This window comes from Ensifer sp. ENS07 (assembly GCF_014852185.1).
GTDB classification, from domain to species: Bacteria; Pseudomonadota; Alphaproteobacteria; order Rhizobiales; family Rhizobiaceae; genus Ensifer; species Ensifer adhaerens.
Map to the genome: position 1 here is coordinate 833,333 of NZ_JACVBE010000001.1, position 17,405 is coordinate 850,737.

Sequence of the window (17,405 nt, forward strand, 5' to 3'; positions counted from 1 at the left end):
TCAGGAGCTCCGGCCGGCGCGCGCCTGCCGGCGATGGCGATATTCAAGGGCGGCGCATCCCCAGATGATTCCGATGAGCAGATAGAAGTGGCGCCAATGGTCCGTGTCGATGACATTGCCGACCCCGACATGGCCGAGAACGGCGACCCAGGCGATCATCAGATAGGTCTGCCAAGGGCGGTTGAGCAGCAGAAAGCGAAAGCCGAGCGAGAGCGTCCAGACGATCAGCGTCACGTAACTGACAAAGCCGAGCCAGCCGTAGGACGTCAGCGACTTCAGCCAGACGTTGTGCTCATCCTCCGGGAAGATCGTGCTGAAAACCATCGGGCCGATGCCGAGCGGCTTTTCCATCGACATCAGGAAGCCGAGGCGATGGCGATCGAAGCGGCCGAGGTGGCCGCCGTCATAATCCTGCACCAGCTGCGAGCGGCTGGAAAAGAGTGTCGCGACCTGCTCGGACTGCAGCGCGACGAGGAGGGCGCCGACGATCATGATCCCGCCGACGAGAGCCAACACCAGAATCCGCAGGCGGAAGAGGCCGTTTCGCTCCTTGAGCAGCATGACGAAGACGAAGGCGACGACACAGAAGAGGTTGAGGGCCCAGGCTGCGCGGGAGAACGAAAGAAAGACGCCGAGCGCCAGCACCATCAGCGCGGCGATCTTCGGGGGGGGCTTTCTGGATGGGCTGCGTGAGGATGCAGTGGATGAGGTACATGGCCGGCACCGAGAGGAACGGGCCGAAGACGTTCGGATCCTGGAACGCGCCTTTGGCGCGGCCATAGAGCGTGAAGCTTTCCGCGCCCGGCACGGCGCCGAAATAGCCGAGGATGCCGAGCAGGGCGGTGATGATGGCCGCCGCCGTCCAGGCATTGAAGATCAGCCGCAGGCGTTCGTGGCGATCCTCGATGATGGCTGCGAAGAAGACCGAGGAGAGCGCGAGGAAGCCGGAGACCGCCATGTACATCGGCCCCTTCGTCAGGTCTGTCATGACCGTCAGGGACAGGATGCCGCCGACCATGAACAGGGTCAGAAGCGTCAGCAGCGGGGCGACGCTGCGCGAGATCTTGAGGCCCACGAGCGCCCAAAGGCCGATGAGCGCGACCAGGAACAGCTCATAGGGCGCCGGCTCGAAAATGACGAAACCGGAGAGAAACACGGCAAAGGCGACGAGCCCGGAGCCGAGCAGCGAGAGCGCCGCGAGCTGGGGGCGAGCGATCGGGAGCCGACCTGAATCGACGGTGCTCAATAGGCGTTCTCGGTATTGAGAAGCCGGAACGGCGTCAGGAACAGGATCTTGAGATCGAAGAGCAACGACCAGTTTTCGATGTAGTGCAGGTCGAAGGCGGTGCGCAGGCGGATCTTGTCGTCATTGTCGATCTCGCCGCGCCAGCCGTTGATCTGCGCCCAGCCGGTGACGCCGGGCTTGACGCGGTGGCGGGCGAAATAGCCTTCGACGACGTCGGAGTAGGTCCGGTTCTGGGTCTGGGCGAGCACGGCGTGCGGCCGCGGCCCAACGAGCGACAGCTCGCCCTTCAGCACGTTGAAGATCTGCGGCAGTTCGTCGATCGAGGACTTGCGGATGAAACGGCCGACGGGGGTAACGCGCGGGTCGCGCTTGGTCACGGCGTTGCGGGCCGTCGGGTCGCTCATATGCGTATACATCGAGCGGAACTTGTAGACCTCGATGGTCTCGTTGTTGAAGCCGTGCCGCTTCTGCTTGAAGATGATCGGGCCCGGGGACGTCGCTTTGACGGCGATCGCCGCGCCGAGCATGATCGGCCACAGAAGCACGAGGGCGACCAGGCTGAAGAAGATGTCGAAGCCGCGCTTGGCGACCGAGTCCCAATCGGCGATCGGCTTGTCGAAGATGTCGAGCATGGGGACATCGCCGACATGGGAGTAGCTGCGCGGGCGGAACCGCAGGTTGTTGGCGTGGGCGGCGAGCCGGATGTCGACCGGCAGGATCCAGAGCTTCTTCAGAAGCTGGAGAATGCGCTTCTCCGCCGTCAGCGGCAGCGAGATGATCAGCATGTCGATGCGCGCCAGGCGGGCGAATTCCACCAGTTCGTCGACCGTCCCGAGCTTCGGATAGCCAGCGATCACATTGGGCGAGCGGCGCTCGTCGCGGTCGTCGAAAATACCGCAGATGCGGATGTCGTTGTCGGGCTGGTCCTCGAGCGTGCGGATCAGGTCCTTGGCCGGCTGGCCGCCGCCGACGACGACCGCGCGGCGTTCCATCGTACCGTTCCGGGCCCAATGGCGGATGGAATAGGCGATGAAGGCGCGCTCGGCGATCAGAAAGATTGCGCCGCCGATGAACCAGCCGCCGAACCAGACGCGCGAATACTGGTGACCGGATTTCAGAAAGAACAGCGCGATGGCGATGCCGCCAAACGCGATGGCCCAGGAGGCGAGGATGCGCGGCATCACCCGCAGCCAGGCGCGCAGCGCCGGGATCTGATAGGTGTCGGCGATCTGCATAGCGGCGACCGCCAATGCGGAACCACCGACGAGAATTGCCAGGTACAGCGGCAGTTGTTCGAAGCCCGGCTGGACATAGAGCGCGTTGATGGCATAGCCGATCGTAAAGAGCGCGCTGAATTCGAACAGGCGCATCAGCCCCATGATCATCGCAGGCGAATAGGTATCGGCGCTGAACTGCTCGGCGATCTGCCGCGCCAGCGGATTGAGATCCGTGGTCGTTGTTTCGCCCGGCATTTCGCCGGGCGCGCGGGCGCGGATTTCCGAAATCTTCTTGCGAAGCGCTTCGGGATCGAACGAACCCGGGCGGTCAAACTTGTTCATGGCTGTCTTCCGGCGCTGAAGTCCCTCAGCCGGGATAGCAGAAAGCCACTAAGAAACGCTTACGTTGTGGGCAACACGCTATCGGCGGGCGGCTGGTAACGGCACAATTCCCGATAGAGGCTTAGCATATCCGCCGACATTACCGAAGCTGCAAATTGCGACTTGAACGTGCTCGGATCGGGCATCACACGTGCCGCCCAGTCCTTCTCGGTGATTGCGCGGGCCATGATGTCGGCGAGCGACCGGGCATTGGCGGGTTCGGCAAGTGCGGTGCTGTCGCGTCCGAGAATTTCCGGGATGCCGCCGACACGGCTGGCGATGACCGGCTTCCGCGCGGCAAGCGCCTCGAGCACGATATAGGGCATGGACTCGGCGCGCGAGGGAACGACGATGTTGCGCGTCAGCGCGAAGGCCTCGCGCGTCTTCATCGCCGGCTGCATGCGGATGCGGCGGGCGAGGCCCTGCTGCAGCACCAGATCGCTGTATTCGTGCTGCTGCGGGCCGTCGCCGATCATCAGCGCCGACAGCGGCCTGCCGACAAGCCTTTCGGTCTGGGCGAAAGCTTCCACAAACAGATCGGGACCCTTCAGGTCCCGCATCATGCCGATATAGAGAAAGTCGACCGCATCCGGCCCAGGCGGGACGGTCTCGAACTCCCGGTCGTCGATGCCGTTGTAGATCAATTCGTTGCGCTCACGCGGCGCGCCGACCTTTGCGAAATAGGTCTGCCGCTCGAAATCGCAGACGAAGACGAGGGCGTCGGTAATCCGCTGCTGGATCCGCTCCGCCGGGAAGACCAGCCGGCCTGTCATAGAGCCTGGACGGTAGTGCAGGCTGCCGCCATGCGGCGAATAGAGGCGGGCTACGCGATACCTGTTGACCCGCAAGGCTGAACCGATGAGCCGGGCAATGACGCCGCCTTTGGCGCCGTGCCCATGCAACACATCCGGTCGCAAACTTCTGATTTCCTTATAGCCGCGCCACAACGCGGCAAAATCCGACGGCCCGACCGAGCGATGGATCGGCATCCGTATGAGGCCGAGCGCCAGATAGGGGCGGATTTCGTCGAACAACCGATCCTCGTGACTGCCACCCGTCGTGCTGTCGCAGAGGATCCCGACCTCGTGGCCGGCCTTGGCATGCGCCTCGGCCAGGTCGCGCACGTGGCGGAATATCCCGCCGACAGGCGACCTGAAGCAGTGGATGATGCGCAAAGGCCGCTCTTGTTGCATCGAGATCAGAACAGGCGTTCGCGAACATAGATCGTGTCGCCGGCAAGAACCGCGTCGGTGATCGGCACCCGGCCGGTGATGATGCGGCCATTGATCTTGCGCGTGATGTCGGCGTTGGACTGATTGGCGCGCGGAGAGAAGCCTCCGGCGACAGCGATCGCGTTCTGCACGGTCATGCCGGGCACATAGGCATATTGGCCAGCCTGGCCGACTTCGCCCATGATGAAGACGGAACGGTAGCGATCGACCTCGATCGTGACGTCTGGATCGCGCAGATAGCCCTGCTTCAGCTTGGCGGCGATCATGCCCTCGAGTTCAGGTAGGGTCCTGCCGCGCGAGGCGACGGTGCCGATCAGGGGGAAGGCGACGTAGCCGGCCTGATCGACCGTGTAAGTGCCGCTGAGACCGGCCTGTTCGAAGACGTTGATGCGCAGGCGGTCGCCGCTGTCGAGCCGATAGGGCTGGATCGTGGCTTCACTGAAGGCCTTGGGCGCGGGCTGGTAGCTCGTGCAGCCGCCGAGCAACATCGACAGCGCTGCCGCCGTGATCGCGAGACCCGTCTTGATAGCTGCGGTGGACATGCGGTTCATAGGCTCCGGAAACGACCAGCTTTTGTGACGTTATCGGTCCGTTAGGGTTAATAGCAGGTAAACTCGCGGTAGAATTTTCGCGGAGACCTGGCGATACCGCCCCGTCTTTATCATCCGCAGGTTGATCGCATTAACCCTTGCGTTACCATGTTCCTTTACGGTCCGGCGAGATTTGAAGGTTCGGAGCGACTAGCATGTCGGGAAGCGGCAGCGCACAACAGGATGTGGATATCGACCTCGGCGGCCTGTTTCGCGCCGTCTGGGATCGGCGCGTCAAGGTTTTGCTCGCCACCGTCGCTGTGGCGGCGCTTGCCTTCGGCGCAGCAAAGATGATCGCGCCGGATTACCAGAGCGAAACCCGTGTGCTCATCGAATCGCGCGAGCCGGAGTTCAGCGGCCCCAACCAGGCTTCCCAGGCGGGCGCCGACCGCGTCTTCGACGAATCCGGCATCCTCAGCCAGGTACAGGTGCTCAAGTCGGCCGACCTCATCAAGCAGGTCGCCCGCAACATGAAGCTCTATGAGCTCAAGGAATTCGACCCGTCGTCGGCGCCCTCGGCGCTTTCGGATCTTCTCGTCATGCTCGGGCTGAAGAAGAACCCGCTGGAGATGCCGCCCGAGGAGAGGGTGCTCAAGGAATTCTCCGACAAGCTCCAGGTCTACCAGGTGGAGAAGTCGCGGGTGATTGCGATTGGCTTCACCTCGAAGGACCGCCAGCTTGCGGCCGCCGTGCCCAATGAGATGGCGAAGGTCTTCCTGGCGCTCCAGAGCGGTGCGAAACTCGACACCAATTCCGAGGCGACACGCTGGCTCGAACCGGAGATCGCCAATCTGCGCGAGAAGGTGCGCGACGCCGAGGCGAAGGTGGCGGCCTATCGCGCCTCGTCGGACCTGCTACCAACCGGCGAAACCACCAACTTCGCGACGCGGCAGCTCACGGACATCTCGACGGAGCTGACCCGGGTGCGCGGCGAGCGTGCCAATGCGGAGGCGCGTGCCGCCGGCGTGCGTTCGGCGCTTGCGAGCGGCCGCGCGCCGGACACCATCGCCGACGTCGTCGGTTCACAGATGATCCAGCGGCTGAAGGAAACCGAGGCCAATCTCCAGGCGCAGGTCGCCGATCTTTCGACGACCCTGCTCGACGGTCATCCGCGCCTGAAGGCGCTGAAGTCGCAGCTCGAAGGCATCCGCGGCCAGATCAGCTCCGAGACCCGCAAGATCCTGACGAGCCTTGAAAACGAGGCGAAGGTCGGTGAACTGCGCGAACAGCAGTTGACCCAGCAGCTGAATGCGCTGAAGGCGCAGTCGGCTCGGGCGGGCGAAGAAGAGGTGGGGCTGCGCGCGCTCGAGCGCGAGGCAACGGCGCAGCGGCAATTGCTGGAGACCTATCTCGCGCGCTACCGCGAAGCGACATCGCGCACGGTGGAGAATGCGACGCCGGCCGATGCACGGGTCATTTCGAGTGCCGTGGTTCCGACCGGCGCGAGTTTCCCGAAAGTGCTGCCGATCACGATCGTCGCAGCGCTTGCCACGTTCCTCCTGACCTGCATTGGCATCATGCTCGGCGAGCTTTTCAGCGGACGAGCCTTGCGGCCGGTCGCAGCTACGGGCGAACGGGCACCGGTCCACCCGCGTCCGGCGCTGGCCGCAAGCGTCGCCGATTTGCCGCCGGGCGAGATGGCTCAGGCTTCGCCTGCAATTGCGCCCGCAGCAGATGACGCCGTCGACTTGCTGCCTGCTATGGACGTGTCGCTTGCACCGGACATGGAGGAAGAGGCAGCCGAGGCGGATTTCTCGATCGAGGCCGTCGCCGAGCATCTGCGCGCCACCAACGTGCGCGTTGCGATTTCGGTTTCGCCCGGCGGAGACGAGGGTTCTACCGCCACCGTGATGCTCGCCCGGTTGCTGGCCGAAGAGGAGCTGAAGGTCGTATTGATCGACCTGACGGGTTCTGCCTGCCCGACACGCCTGATGGCGCGCTCGCAGCAGCTTCCTGGTATCACCAACCTGCTGGCGGGGGAGGTGCCCTTCACGGACACGATCCACGCCGACCGTTTTTCCGACGCGCACATCATTCCTCAGGGCGATGCCGATCCGCGTCAGGCGATGCGCGGCATCGACCGGCTGAAGATGATCATCGACGCCTTGACCAACGCCTATGATCTCGTCCTGCTCGAATGCGGCCCTGCCGATGAAATGGCTGTTGAGAAGATCGCTGGCCGCGATGGCGCGGAAATCATCCTGTCGGCACCGTCGGTGAGCGATGAGCGGATCGTCGAGGTGCTGACCGGATTCGGCGCAGCGGGCTATCGCGACATCGTGCTGATGACCGGCCAGGTACAATCGGACCCCGAATACCCGGACCGCGACGCGGCATAATGGTCTCGCCGGCCACCGGCGACAACGCGCCTGGGCCCCGTCCTCTTATCTCGGTTATCAGTCGGCGCTGCTGTCGAAGGTCTTGTCTTGCCTGTGCCGTCGCGTGCGCTGGATGCGGGCATAAACGGCCCGGTTCGCCTTGATCGCCCTTTTTGCCCTCACGACGAGGTGATGCCGCAGGCCTGCGAGCCGGCCGGCGAACGTCACCGGCAACACGATGTCGCGCAGCGGTGTCTCGATCGTGCACCAGGAGCGTTTGTAGGGCTGGTCGCCGACGCCGAAATCGAACAGGCGCACGCCTTCCCCCGATAGGCGCTCGATCATGCGGTAAAACAGCAATTCACCCGGGCTGGCATCGCCGGCCAAACCTTCGTCGATCGACCCGAACTGGCAGATCACGTGATCTGCCTTGCGGGAAAGTCCGGCGACGGCGACGATGCGGCCGTCGTTTTCGCCCCGCAGGCGGATGGCATTGAGTTCCATGAGTTGAACGTCGTCGCCCATACGGGCGGCGAGCGCATGGAAAAACGCCTGCGTTTCCTTGTCCTGGAAGACATCGGGAAGGCCGAGCGCAGCAAAACGCGTCGCCTTCTGCCGAAAGAAGGTATCAAGCAGCGCGTGGGCCTCGTCACCCGTACGCGCGACCACATAGTCGTAGCCGCCCATTTCAGCCAGCCGTCGCTCGGAAATGCGCATCTTCTTGCGCCGCCGCTTGGCGTTGAGCTGGGCCAGTGTCGGTTGAATGCCACCGAGAAGGGGAAGCTGAAACGACGGGTTGGGATTGGCAACGCCCGAAAGCAGGGCGAAGGGGCTGGGGGCGCCGCGCCAGTCGCTCGGTAGACGATCGAGCATGACGATGTCGGCAAGGCCGCGCAGTGCGCCACAGATGGCGCGGGCAAGCGCGTCGGCAAGCGCGGGCGTGCTGATGATCGCCGCGGCGTTGGGGGCAAAGAGCCCGGTGTTGAGGTTGCTATGCTCGGTTCCGATCAGCTTTGCCGTTCGAAACAAGCGTCCGCGCGCCACTTCCAGCGGCAGGACGAGCAGGAGTTCGCCATCGAAGGTAACGCGCAGAAGGGCCAGGTCGCTGACATGGGTCGCAGCCCAGGCGCTGCACCATTGATAGGCATGATGCAGCGAGTTCTCAGGAAGACCGTCGAGCAGGCGCCACTCGGATTCGAGCGCCTCCATATTGCGGTGAAGCGAGATTTCGAAGCGGCCGGCGGCATCGGTCGGATCTGCACGCAAGGACGCGTGCGCGCGGCGGTCGCCGGAGCCGTCCATGGTGAGTTCCGAGTTCGTCATCGCAGGTGCCGTCCGGTCCTTGTTGCGGAGAGATTGAACCTCAAGCCCGCTACGATCGCTTTAATTCGGGAATACTTATGAAGCCGATTGGGAATAACCGGCGAACGCGGTTAGCAAAGCGTGAAGCGAGGAATGTGAAGCGCGCGCAAATTTCAATCGAGAAAGCCGGTGGCCAACGCCTTTGCCCATTCCATGCGGTTGCGGCTGGCCGCAAGCTGGGACATTGCCATCCAGTCATAGGGGACATTGCGGAAGGTGACGTGCCACCCCGAGGCCGATTTCTCGATGATCGCGTAGCGGGCGTCCGGGGAGCCCGCTTCGACCTTGTGCGGCACCGGTTGGTCGTCGTCATACCCGGGGCAGCCGACGCTGCCGGGATTGACGACGAGGCGGCCGTCGGAAAGCCGCACGGCGCGCTGGATATGGGTGTGGCCGCACAGGATAACCGGATAGTCGACGCCGGCTGCTTTCGCTTCGATGGCCGAATGCTGCGCCATGTGGACGGTGCCATCGGCCGTCAGGGCCTCCAGCCAGTAGGTCTCGTCATCGGTCGGCGTCGCATGGCACAGGAAGAACGCTTCCTCGTGGACGTGTGCGACGGGCAGGGTCGCCAGCCATTCGCGGTGCTGCGGCTGCAATTGATCATAGGCCGCGCGATCAGATTGCCCCATTTCATGCGGATCCATGGTCAAAAGATAGCGATCGTGATTGCCTCGGATCGAAAGGATCGCCCGTTTGATGAGGATGTCGGCCGTGCGTGCGGCATTGAGGGGGCCGCTCAGATGGTCGCCAAGATTGACGATATCGGTGATCCCTTGCGCATCGATGTCGGCGAGCACCGCTTCGAGCGCAAGATCGTTGCCGTGGATGTCAGCGATAACTGCAAGTCGCATGGGCGTCCCTCCGAATGGCTACCGGATTGAGGATCAACGATCCTTCGCGGGCTTTTCCATCCATTTGATGATCAGCATGGCCGGCAATATCCAGAGCAGGCCGGTGAAGAAGAAGTAGGCCAGATGCACGTACCAGGGGGCAGCGCCGAGCAGCAGCGAGGCGAAGGTGACGGCGGCCAGCGCATAGACGACGACGAGGATGATGATCAGGATCGTGCCGATCAGCTTTCTGAGGCGTACGGGCATTTCATATCTTTCACATGGGCAAATGCGCGCGGAGCGGCCGCGACCGCATGCCGCAAAGGTTTCGGCCTTGTTTTGCATGCCGCTCTGGTGCAAATCAACGGCTTTCCTGAAGGTGCGACCGTTGATCCGTCCGGTTGCACCGCCGACAACCCTGCGACACCAGAGGGAACATGATGGCCGGCGTCGAAATGGCGACTGAACAAATGCTTCGAAACGAGATCGGCAGGACCGACCGCAACCGCCGGCAGATCCGCGGCTGGCTGGCAGTCGTGCTGTTCACCCTCTTTGCCCTGGTGCTCGTCGGCGGCGCGACGCGGCTTACCGAATCGGGCCTCTCCATCACCGAGTGGAAGCCGATCCATGGCGTGATCCCGCCGCTGACGGTCGCCGAGTGGGAAGAGGAATTCCAGCTTTACCAGCGCATTCCGCAGTATCAGCAGATGAACAGCAGCATGACGGTCGACGAGTTCAAGACGATCTTCTGGTGGGAATGGGCGCACCGTCTGCTTGCCCGCACCATCGGCCTGATCTTCGCGTTGCCGCTTGCCTATTTCTGGTTCACCGGAAAGGTCGAGCGCAAGCTGCGCATGCCGCTGCTCGGTATCCTTGCGCTTGGCGGTTTCCAGGGGTTCATCGGGTGGTGGATGGTTTCATCGGGCCTCGTGGAGCGCACCGAGGTCAGCCAGTACCGGCTTGCGACGCATCTCGTCATCGCCTGTCTGATCTTTGCCGCCTGTATGTGGATCTTCCGCGGGCTGAGCGCGCATTCAAATGACACGGCGCCCACCGACCGTTCGCGCAAGATGGCGGCGATCATCGCCATCTTCAGTCTGTTCCAGATCTATCTCGGCGCGCTCGTCGCCGGTCTCGATGCGGGCTTCAGCTACAACACCTGGCCGCTGATGGATGGCGCGATCATCCCGCAGGACCTGTTCCTGCAGCAGCCCTGGTGGATCAACCTGTTCGAGAACCCGAAGACGGTCCAGTTCGTCCACCGCATTGGCGCCTATGTGCTCTTTGCCTTCGCAGTGATGCACATGATTGCCTCGCTGCGGGCCGCACCCGAAACCACCCATGCGCGCCGCGCCGTGCTCCTGTTCCTGCTCGTCTCGGTGCAGGCGGTGATCGGCATTACCACGCTGGTGCTGCAGGTGCCGGTCGGCTGGGGCGTGGCGCACCAGGGTGGCGCGCTTGTGGTGCTTGGCTTTGCCATCGCCCACTGGCGCGGTTTCTACGGCGAGTACCCGCGGCCGACGGCGATCGAACTACGCGACTGACGCCGGACGAGCTCCGGAAAAAGAAAGACCCCGGCGAGCGGCTCGCCGGGGTCTTTTGTTTTGAGCTCCGTGCTGATCAGGCCGACAGCATCAGGTCCATGTTCTGGACCGCCGCGCCCGAAGCGCCCTTGCCGAGATTGTCGAGCAGGGCGACGAGGTTCACATGGTTGCCGCCAGGGGTGCCGAAGACGAAAAGCTTCATCGTGTCCTTGCCGGCAAGCTCGGTGGCGTCGATGCGGCCGAGCTTTTCACTCTCCTGGAGCGGCACGACCTCGACGATCGACTGGCCGGCATAATGCGCGACGATTGCAGCATGGATCGTCTCCAGCGTCGTGCCGGCGGCGAGGTCTTCGAGATAGAGCGGCACCTGGACGATCATGCCCTGTGCGAACTTGCCGACCGAGGGCGCAAAGACCGGTGCGCGGTCGAGCAGCCCGTGCATCTTCATCTCGGGCACATGCTTGTGCTTGAGCGTCAGGCCGTAGAGGAAGTGCGGTGCGCTGATGTGATCCGCATTGGTCTCGTCTTCCATCTGCGCGATCATCTGCTTGCCGCCGCCCGTGTAGCCGGAGACCGCGTTGACCGTCACCGGATAGCCGTCCGGCAGGATGCCGGCCTGGCGCAGCGGCCGGATCACGCCGATCGCGCCGGTCGGATAGCAACCGGGATTGGCGACGCAACGGGCGCTGCGGATCTTCTCCGGTTGCGCCTTGTCCATTTCGGCAAAGCCATAGGCCCAGTCGGGCGCAATGCGATGCGCGGTCGACGTGTCGATGATGCGGACCTTGTTGTTGCCCGAGACCATCGAAACCGCCTCGCGCGAGGCGTCGTCCGGCAGGCAGAGGATGGCGATGTCTGCTTCGTTCAGAAGATCTTCTCGCATCGCGGCGTTGCGTCGTTCCGCTTCCGGAATGGAAAGCAGTTCGAGATCGCTACGGCCGGCCATGCGCGTGCGGATCTGCAGGCCCGTGGTGCCGTGTTCGCCATCGATGAAGATCTTCGGTTTCATGATTTTCCCGTTCTGCCAGACAGTTAGAAGCCGTTCCGGAATCATTCTGGCATAGAATTGAATCAATTTCTCAACGGGCCGGCGGAACGCCGCCAAACCCACCTGTTCCTATATAAGCAGCGGCCAATCCTCGCAACGGCAGCGCTCAGCGAAGCGGCGCACGCTCGGCAAGCTTCTCCGCATGCAGGCCCAGCATATACATCGCGACCGTCGCACCGGCGATTGCGGTGACGTCGGCATGGTCGTAGGCTGGCGCCACTTCGACGACGTCGCTGCCGACCACCGTCAGCGCCCCGAGCTTGCGCAGCACCGAAAGGATCTTGGCGCTCGACGGGCCGCCGGCGACCGGGGTGCCGGTGCCGGGCGCATAGGCCGGGTCGAGGCAGTCGATATCAAAGGTCAGATAGGCCTTGCGCTCGCCAACCTGCCTTATGATCGTCTCGGCGATCTCGGCAGCGCTCATCTCTTCGACGTCGTAGCCATAGAGAATGCGGATGCCGCAATCCTCAGGCGCGCGCGTGCGGATGCCGATCTGGATCGAGGCATCTGTATCGATCAGGCCCTCGCGCGCCGCACGGCCGACAAAGGAGCCATGGTCGATGCGACCGCGTTCATCCGGCCAGGTATCCTGGTGGGCGTCGAACTGTACGAGGGCGAGGGGGCCGTGCAGAGCCGCCTGCGCCTTCAGGATCGGGTAGGTGACGAAGTGGTCGCCGCCGAGCGTCTGCAGATAGGCGCCACTCCTGATGATCTTAGTCGCTTCGCGTTCGATCGTTGCCGGCGTCTTCGAATGATTGCCATAGTCGAGGAGGCAGTCGCCATAGTCGACCGTCGCCATCTCCGCGAAGAGATCGCGGTCGAACGGGTACTGCGGATCGTTGTCGAAGATTGCCGAGGCGCGGCGGATCGCCTGCGGCCCGAAGCGCGCGCCGGGGCGGTTCGAAGTGGCGGCGTCGAAGGGAATGCCCCAGACGACGGCATCGACACCCTTCAACTGCTTCGAATATTTGCGGCGCATGAAGGAGAGAATGCCGGCATGGGTCGGATCGGACGCCGCCGATGTGAGTGAGCGCGCCGTCAGCGCATGATCGATCGTCCTGTTCGCCATATCCCGCCTCTGCCTCGGAGCCGGAAAGCGCGCATCCTCTGCGCGCATCCCGCTCAAACCTGTGGTGGCGGAAGGTTGGACAATCGTTGCCGGCAAGGCAAGGCCCTGCCGGCCGTTTCTTGGGCGATTACGAGGCCTTGGCTTCGTAGGTCGGGGCGAAATCGCCAAGCGCCTTGGCTTCGGTGATGCGCGCGGCGATATCCTCTTCGATGATCGTTTCCAGCTGGGCGAAACTGTCGATCACGTAATAGATCGGCTGGACGATATCGATGCGATAGGGCGTGCGCAGCACGGTCATCAAGTCGAACGGGCGGAACTCGACGCCTGGGGTCCCCATCGCGTTGCGTGTCTCGTTGGGCGAAGACACGATGCCGGCGCCATAGCAGCGGCGGCCCTTCGACGTGTTGATCAGCCCGAACTCGACGGTGAACCAGAAGATCCGGAACATGTGCCAGGAATAGCCCTTGCCTAGCGAAACCGCCTTTTCGCCGAAGCGACGGACGAAGTTGGCGTAGCTCTGGTTGGTCAGTAGCGGGCAGTGACCGAAGACCTCGTGGAAGATGTCGGGTTCTTCGATGTAATCGATATGCTCGCGGCGGCGAATGAAGGTCGCCAGCGGAAACTTGCCTTGGGACAGCAGTTCGTAGAAGTGGGACGGCGGAATGAGGGCGGGAACACCTTCGACACCGAAGCCGGTGGTTTCGGCAAGGCGGCGGTTCACGTCCTTCAACTGCGGCACGTGGTCAGGGCCGAGATCGAGCGTCTTGGCTCCCTCGAGGTATTCGTCGCACGCCTTGTCGGCCAGAAGCTTCATCTGCCGCTGGTACAGCTCGCCCCAGATCGCATCTTCTTCCGGGGTATAGTGATAGGTGCCGTCCGGTTCCGGCAGTTTGGCCGTGTAGCTGCTTTCCTTCGTCATGACGTCTCCTCATTCGTCAGATGAACTCTCCTGTTGCAATTGTATCGCGGATGGAGCGAGTATTTGTTCCACAGTTGCCAGGTGGACGCCTGATCGCGGGAGGAAAATTCGAAATGCCTGCTGATGTGAAAGAAAGTCTTCAGCCCGTGCGAAAGCTGCTGCGGCTCATTCAGGCCGATAGCGGCCAGTCGCTCTCCGATCTCGCGGAGAAAGCCGGCATGTCGCAAAGCTCGGCCTGGCGGCGGCTGCAGGAACTGGAGACGGATGGCGTCATTCGCAAGCGCGTGGCGCTGCTCGATCCGGCAAAGCTCGACCTGAAACTCTGCATCATCGCCCATGTGACGCTCGAAGATCATCACGACGAGGCGATTGCCGCCTTTTCCGCCGTCGTGCGCGACCGGCCGGAGATCATGGAGTGCTACGCTCTATCTGGCACATTCGACTACATGCTGAAGATCCGCGCCAATGACGTCGAAAGCTACGATACCTTCATGACGCGCTATCTGATGCGCAATCCCCATGTGCGCACCGTGGTGTCGAGCTTCGTCCTGCGCGAACTCAAGTCGACGACGGAGTTGCCGATTTAGCCCGCTTGCCGGCGGCGACCGTGCGCAGCCGCAGAACTAGGGGCGTTCGAAACCGTATTGGCGCTCGATCTTGCCCACACGAACCTGATAATCCTCGTACCAGCGCTCGCGGCCGAGGCGCTGGGCCGTCAGGTGGCGGACATTGTTTTTCCAGGCCGCGATGCTCTCCTCATCCGCCCAGTAGGAATTGGTTAGGCCGAAGCCGTCGGCGCCGCGCACGCTTTCGAGACCGAGAAAACCCGGCTGCTCGCGCGCAAGTCGCTCCATTTCGTCTCCCATGTTGTCGTAGCCGTGGTCGCCTGCCGTGCGCCGCGAGGCGAACGTGACGATGTAATAGGGCGGCTCTGGGGTCTTGGCGACGGGGGAGCTTGTCATGCTGTGCCTCGAGGGGTCGACGTTGCGGGAAACGGTGCGGCGGATGATAACAAAAAAAGGCGGAGCAAAGCCCCGCCTTTCCAAGTGTCGCAGTTGAAGCGATTAACGCTTCGAGAACTGGAACGAACGACGTGCCTTCGCACGGCCGTACTTCTTACGCTCGACCACGCGGCTGTCGCGGGTGAGGAAGCCACCGCGCTTCAGGACCGAACGCAGGCCCGGTTCGAAGTAGGTGAGTGCCTTGGAGATGCCGTGACGAACGGCACCGGCCTGGCCGGAAAGACCACCGCCAGCAACGGTCGCGTCGATGTCGAACTGGCCGTCACGGGCAGCAGCGACGATCGGCTGCTGCAGGATCATCTGCAGAACCGGACGGGCGAAGTAAGCCGCGTAGGGCTTGCCGTTGATGGTGATCTTGCCGGTGCCCGGCTTGACCCATACGCGGGCGACAGCGTCCTTACGCTTGCCGGTCGCGTAGGAGCGACCCTGGGCGTCGACCTTCTTGACGTGAACCGGAGCAGCCGGTTCCGCGGTCGTGGCGATTTCCTTGAGAGCGGAAAGGTCAGCCATTATCAGGCGCTCCTTGTGTTCTTGCTGTTCAGCTTGGCGACGTCGAGGACGGCCGGCTGCTGTGCTTCATGCGGGTGGTTGGCGCCTGCGTATACGCGCAGGTTCTTCATCTGGCGACGGCCAAGCGGACCGCGCGGAACCATGCGCTCGACGGCCTTCTCGATGACGCGCTCCGGAAAGCGGCCTTCGATGATCTGGCGCGCGGTGCGCTCCTTGATGCCGCCGGGGTAGCCGGTGTGCCAGTAGTACTTCTTGTCGGTGTACTTCTTGCCCGTCAGAACTGCCTTCTCGGCGTTGATGACGATGACGTTGTCGCCGTCGTCAACATGCGGGGTGAAGGTAGCTTTGTGCTTGCCGCGCAGGCGGTTTGCGATGAGGGAAGCGAGGCGACCAACAACGAGGCCTTCGGCGTCGATGATGATCCACTTCTTCTCCACCTCTGCAGGCTTCTGAACGAAGGTTGCCATATCAAAAATCTTTCTTTGGACCCGAGCGGCGAACCGCTGGGCGTTTCTTGTTGCTTGGTTTTGTCCAGTTTCCCGGGCAAAAGAGAAAGCGGCCCTCAGAGGACCGCGATCTGCGGCAGCTTATACGCAAGTGCGAAACAAGCGTCAAGAACGCGAAATCTGCGACATGGAAATAAAGATAAGCAAAAACAATATGTTATATGTATGGTATTTTGATACCACAAATTATCGCGGCGGAATCGAATAGGTCGCTGTGGCATGCGCAACGAGGTCGTCGTCGCCAACCTTGACGATCGACGCGTCGAGAACGGCGAGCCGCTTGCCGAGTTTGAGGATGCGGCAGGTGCATTCGAGCGGTTCCGGCTCGGGCTTGCGCAGGAAGTTGATGTTGAGATTGGTGGTGACGGCAAGCGCAACCGGTCCGATATGGGCGATCAATGCGACATAGGCCGAGACGTCCGCGAGCGCGAAAAGCGTAGGGCCGGAAACCGTGCCGCCTGGCCGGATATGCCGTTCGTTCGGATCGAGCCGCATGGTGGCAAAGCCGGGTCCAACAGCCGTGACATGGAAGACCTTGCCGTCGGTATGGACCTGCGGGAAATCCGTGTCGAGAAATCGGTTGAGGTCGTCGACGGTCATGATCGGCTCGATGGTCATGCATTCTATCCTTCAACATGTCTGTCCGTCACCTGAAACCGGCTGGTGGCCGGACGCAAGGCGGAAAATGGTCGTAGGCGGAATGCGTCACCGGGGTGTGCCTGTCGGCTTGCACGGCACGCGTGGCCGGCGTACCACCAACCAAATTCAAGTTTCAGGAGAAGAAGATGGCCGACGTTGTGTCGTTCAAGAAGGAAGAGCCGAACGGCCTGCTGCTGCGTGAACAGTCTGGATCCGTCTTGCGGTTGACGCTCAACAACCCGCCGGCCAACGTGCTGTCGATCGCCATGATGGAGGCGCTGCACGCCGAGTTCGATGCGGTCGCCACCTCCAAGGACATCAGGGTCGTCGTGCTCGCCGCCACGGGCAAGCTGTTTTCCGCCGGTCACGATCTGAAAGAAATGACTGCGCACCGCGAAGACGACGACCGGGGCAGGGCCTTCTTCGAACGGACGATCCGCCTCTGCGGCGATCTCATGCTGAAAATCACCCGGCTGCCGCAGGCCGTCATCGCCGAGATCGATGGTTTGGCAACGGCAGCTGGCTGCCAGCTCGTCGCAAGCTGTGACCTCGCGATCTGCACCGACAGCTCCACCTTCTGCACGCCCGGTGTCAATATCGGCCTCTTCTGCTCGACGCCGATGGTCGCGCTCACGCGTGCGGCACATCGCAAGCAGGCGATGGAAATGCTGCTCACCGGCGAGACCATCGACGCTTCGACCGCCAAGGATTTCGGTCTCGTCAACCGCATCGTACCGCAGCAGTACCTGCGCCAGGTGGTCGACAAATACGCAGCAGTCATTGCCTCGAAGTCGCCACAGGCGCTGAAGATCGGCAAGGAGGCCTTCTATCGCCAGGCGGAGATGGACCTGCCAGAGGCCTACGATTATGCCGTCGGCGTCATGGTCGAGAACATGCTCGCGCGTGATGCCGAGGACGGTATCGGCGCATTCCTCGGCAAGCGCATGCCGGAATGGAAGGAAGACTGAC

At 62.7% G+C, this 17,405-nt stretch carries 17 protein-coding genes and 1 pseudogene; 4 read left to right on the forward strand and 14 right to left on the reverse strand.

Annotated elements, in window-relative coordinates:
* The 4 genes and pseudogenes from IB277_RS04190 to IB277_RS04205 all read right to left on the reverse strand — a co-directional run bounded on the left by IB277_RS04190 (position 1) and on the right by IB277_RS04205 (position 4,618).
* Positions 1-1,246: pseudogene (locus IB277_RS04190) on the reverse strand (O-antigen ligase family protein).
* Positions 1,243-2,805 (reverse strand): undecaprenyl-phosphate glucose phosphotransferase, encoded by a 1,563-nt coding sequence (locus IB277_RS04195; protein WP_034803694.1) that lies wholly within the window; start codon positions 2,803-2,805, stop codon positions 1,243-1,245. The pseudogene IB277_RS04190 and the gene IB277_RS04195 overlap by 4 nt, the downstream one beginning before the upstream one ends.
* Before the next feature lie 59 nt (positions 2,806-2,864).
* Positions 2,865-4,037: a glycosyltransferase family 4 protein gene (locus IB277_RS04200; protein ID WP_090294549.1), complete on the reverse strand. Its 1,173-nt coding sequence runs from the start codon at positions 4,035-4,037 to the stop codon at positions 2,865-2,867.
* A 5-nt stretch (positions 4,038-4,042) separates the two neighbouring features.
* A complete protein-coding gene (locus IB277_RS04205; protein WP_034804249.1) occupies positions 4,043-4,618 on the reverse strand; it encodes a polysaccharide biosynthesis/export family protein in 576 nt (191 codons plus the stop codon).
* A 203-nt stretch (positions 4,619-4,821) separates the two neighbouring features.
* Here IB277_RS04205 and IB277_RS04210 point away from each other — a divergent pair, with 203 nt between their 5' ends.
* On the forward strand, positions 4,822-7,005 hold the full coding sequence (locus IB277_RS04210; protein WP_090294548.1) for an exopolysaccharide transport family protein: 2,184 nt from the start codon (positions 4,822-4,824) through the stop codon (positions 7,003-7,005).
* Between the two features lie 57 nt (positions 7,006-7,062).
* Here IB277_RS04210 and IB277_RS04215 read toward each other — a convergent pair whose 3' ends face one another.
* From IB277_RS04215 to IB277_RS04225, 3 genes are all read right to left on the reverse strand, one after another.
* The gene (locus tag IB277_RS04215) at positions 7,063-8,307 is read right to left on the reverse strand and encodes a GNAT family N-acetyltransferase (protein WP_090294546.1); all 1,245 of its coding nucleotides are present in this window, start codon (positions 8,305-8,307) and stop codon (positions 7,063-7,065) included.
* A gap of 152 nt (positions 8,308-8,459) precedes the next feature.
* Positions 8,460-9,200: a metallophosphoesterase gene (locus IB277_RS04220; RefSeq protein ID WP_060580882.1), complete on the reverse strand. Its 741-nt coding sequence runs from the start codon at positions 9,198-9,200 to the stop codon at positions 8,460-8,462.
* A 33-nt stretch (positions 9,201-9,233) separates the two neighbouring features.
* Positions 9,234-9,446, reverse strand: a complete 213-nt coding sequence (locus IB277_RS04225; protein WP_034804246.1) for a DUF2842 domain-containing protein — start codon at positions 9,444-9,446, stop codon at positions 9,234-9,236.
* Positions 9,447-9,619: 173 nt separating this feature from the next.
* On the opposite strand from IB277_RS04225, the gene IB277_RS04230 reads away from it, so the two are divergent.
* Positions 9,620-10,723: a COX15/CtaA family protein gene (locus tag IB277_RS04230; RefSeq protein ID WP_110818454.1), complete on the forward strand. Its 1,104-nt coding sequence runs from the start codon at positions 9,620-9,622 to the stop codon at positions 10,721-10,723.
* A 76-nt stretch (positions 10,724-10,799) separates the two neighbouring features.
* On the opposite strand, the gene argC is transcribed toward IB277_RS04230, so the two are convergent.
* The 3 genes from argC to IB277_RS04245 form a co-directional block, all read right to left on the reverse strand.
* A complete protein-coding gene (argC, locus tag IB277_RS04235) occupies positions 10,800-11,732 on the reverse strand; it encodes an N-acetyl-gamma-glutamyl-phosphate reductase (protein WP_060522178.1) in 933 nt (310 codons plus the stop codon).
* 145 nt (positions 11,733-11,877) lie between these two features.
* Positions 11,878-12,840: an agmatinase gene (gene speB / locus IB277_RS04240; RefSeq protein WP_110818453.1), complete on the reverse strand. Its 963-nt coding sequence runs from the start codon at positions 12,838-12,840 to the stop codon at positions 11,878-11,880.
* A gap of 127 nt (positions 12,841-12,967) precedes the next feature.
* Positions 12,968-13,759, reverse strand: coding sequence for a phenylalanine 4-monooxygenase (locus tag IB277_RS04245; protein WP_090294540.1), 792 nt, complete (start codon positions 13,757-13,759; stop codon positions 12,968-12,970).
* A 113-nt stretch (positions 13,760-13,872) separates the two neighbouring features.
* Here IB277_RS04245 and IB277_RS04250 point away from each other — a divergent pair, with 113 nt between their 5' ends.
* Entirely contained in the window at positions 13,873-14,346 is a 474-nt protein-coding gene (locus tag IB277_RS04250) for an Lrp/AsnC family transcriptional regulator (RefSeq protein WP_060522181.1), read from the forward strand.
* Between the two features lie 36 nt (positions 14,347-14,382).
* On the opposite strand, the gene IB277_RS04255 is transcribed toward IB277_RS04250, so the two are convergent.
* From IB277_RS04255 to IB277_RS04270, 4 genes are all read right to left on the reverse strand, one after another.
* Positions 14,383-14,721 (reverse strand): antibiotic biosynthesis monooxygenase, encoded by a 339-nt coding sequence (locus tag IB277_RS04255; RefSeq protein ID WP_060580878.1) that lies wholly within the window; start codon positions 14,719-14,721, stop codon positions 14,383-14,385.
* A 102-nt stretch (positions 14,722-14,823) separates the two neighbouring features.
* The gene (rpsI, locus tag IB277_RS04260; protein WP_034803667.1) at positions 14,824-15,291 is read right to left on the reverse strand and encodes a 30S ribosomal protein S9; all 468 of its coding nucleotides are present in this window, start codon (positions 15,289-15,291) and stop codon (positions 14,824-14,826) included.
* Positions 15,292-15,293: 2 nt separating this feature from the next.
* Positions 15,294-15,758: a 50S ribosomal protein L13 gene (gene rplM / locus IB277_RS04265; RefSeq protein ID WP_057252379.1), complete on the reverse strand. Its 465-nt coding sequence runs from the start codon at positions 15,756-15,758 to the stop codon at positions 15,294-15,296.
* A 225-nt stretch (positions 15,759-15,983) separates the two neighbouring features.
* Positions 15,984-16,415: a PaaI family thioesterase gene (locus tag IB277_RS04270; RefSeq protein WP_034803663.1), complete on the reverse strand. Its 432-nt coding sequence runs from the start codon at positions 16,413-16,415 to the stop codon at positions 15,984-15,986.
* A gap of 167 nt (positions 16,416-16,582) precedes the next feature.
* On the opposite strand from IB277_RS04270, the gene IB277_RS04275 reads away from it, so the two are divergent.
* Positions 16,583-17,404 (forward strand): enoyl-CoA hydratase, encoded by an 822-nt coding sequence (locus IB277_RS04275; RefSeq protein ID WP_090294797.1) that lies wholly within the window; start codon positions 16,583-16,585, stop codon positions 17,402-17,404.
* Position 17,405 lies beyond the last annotated feature (1 nt).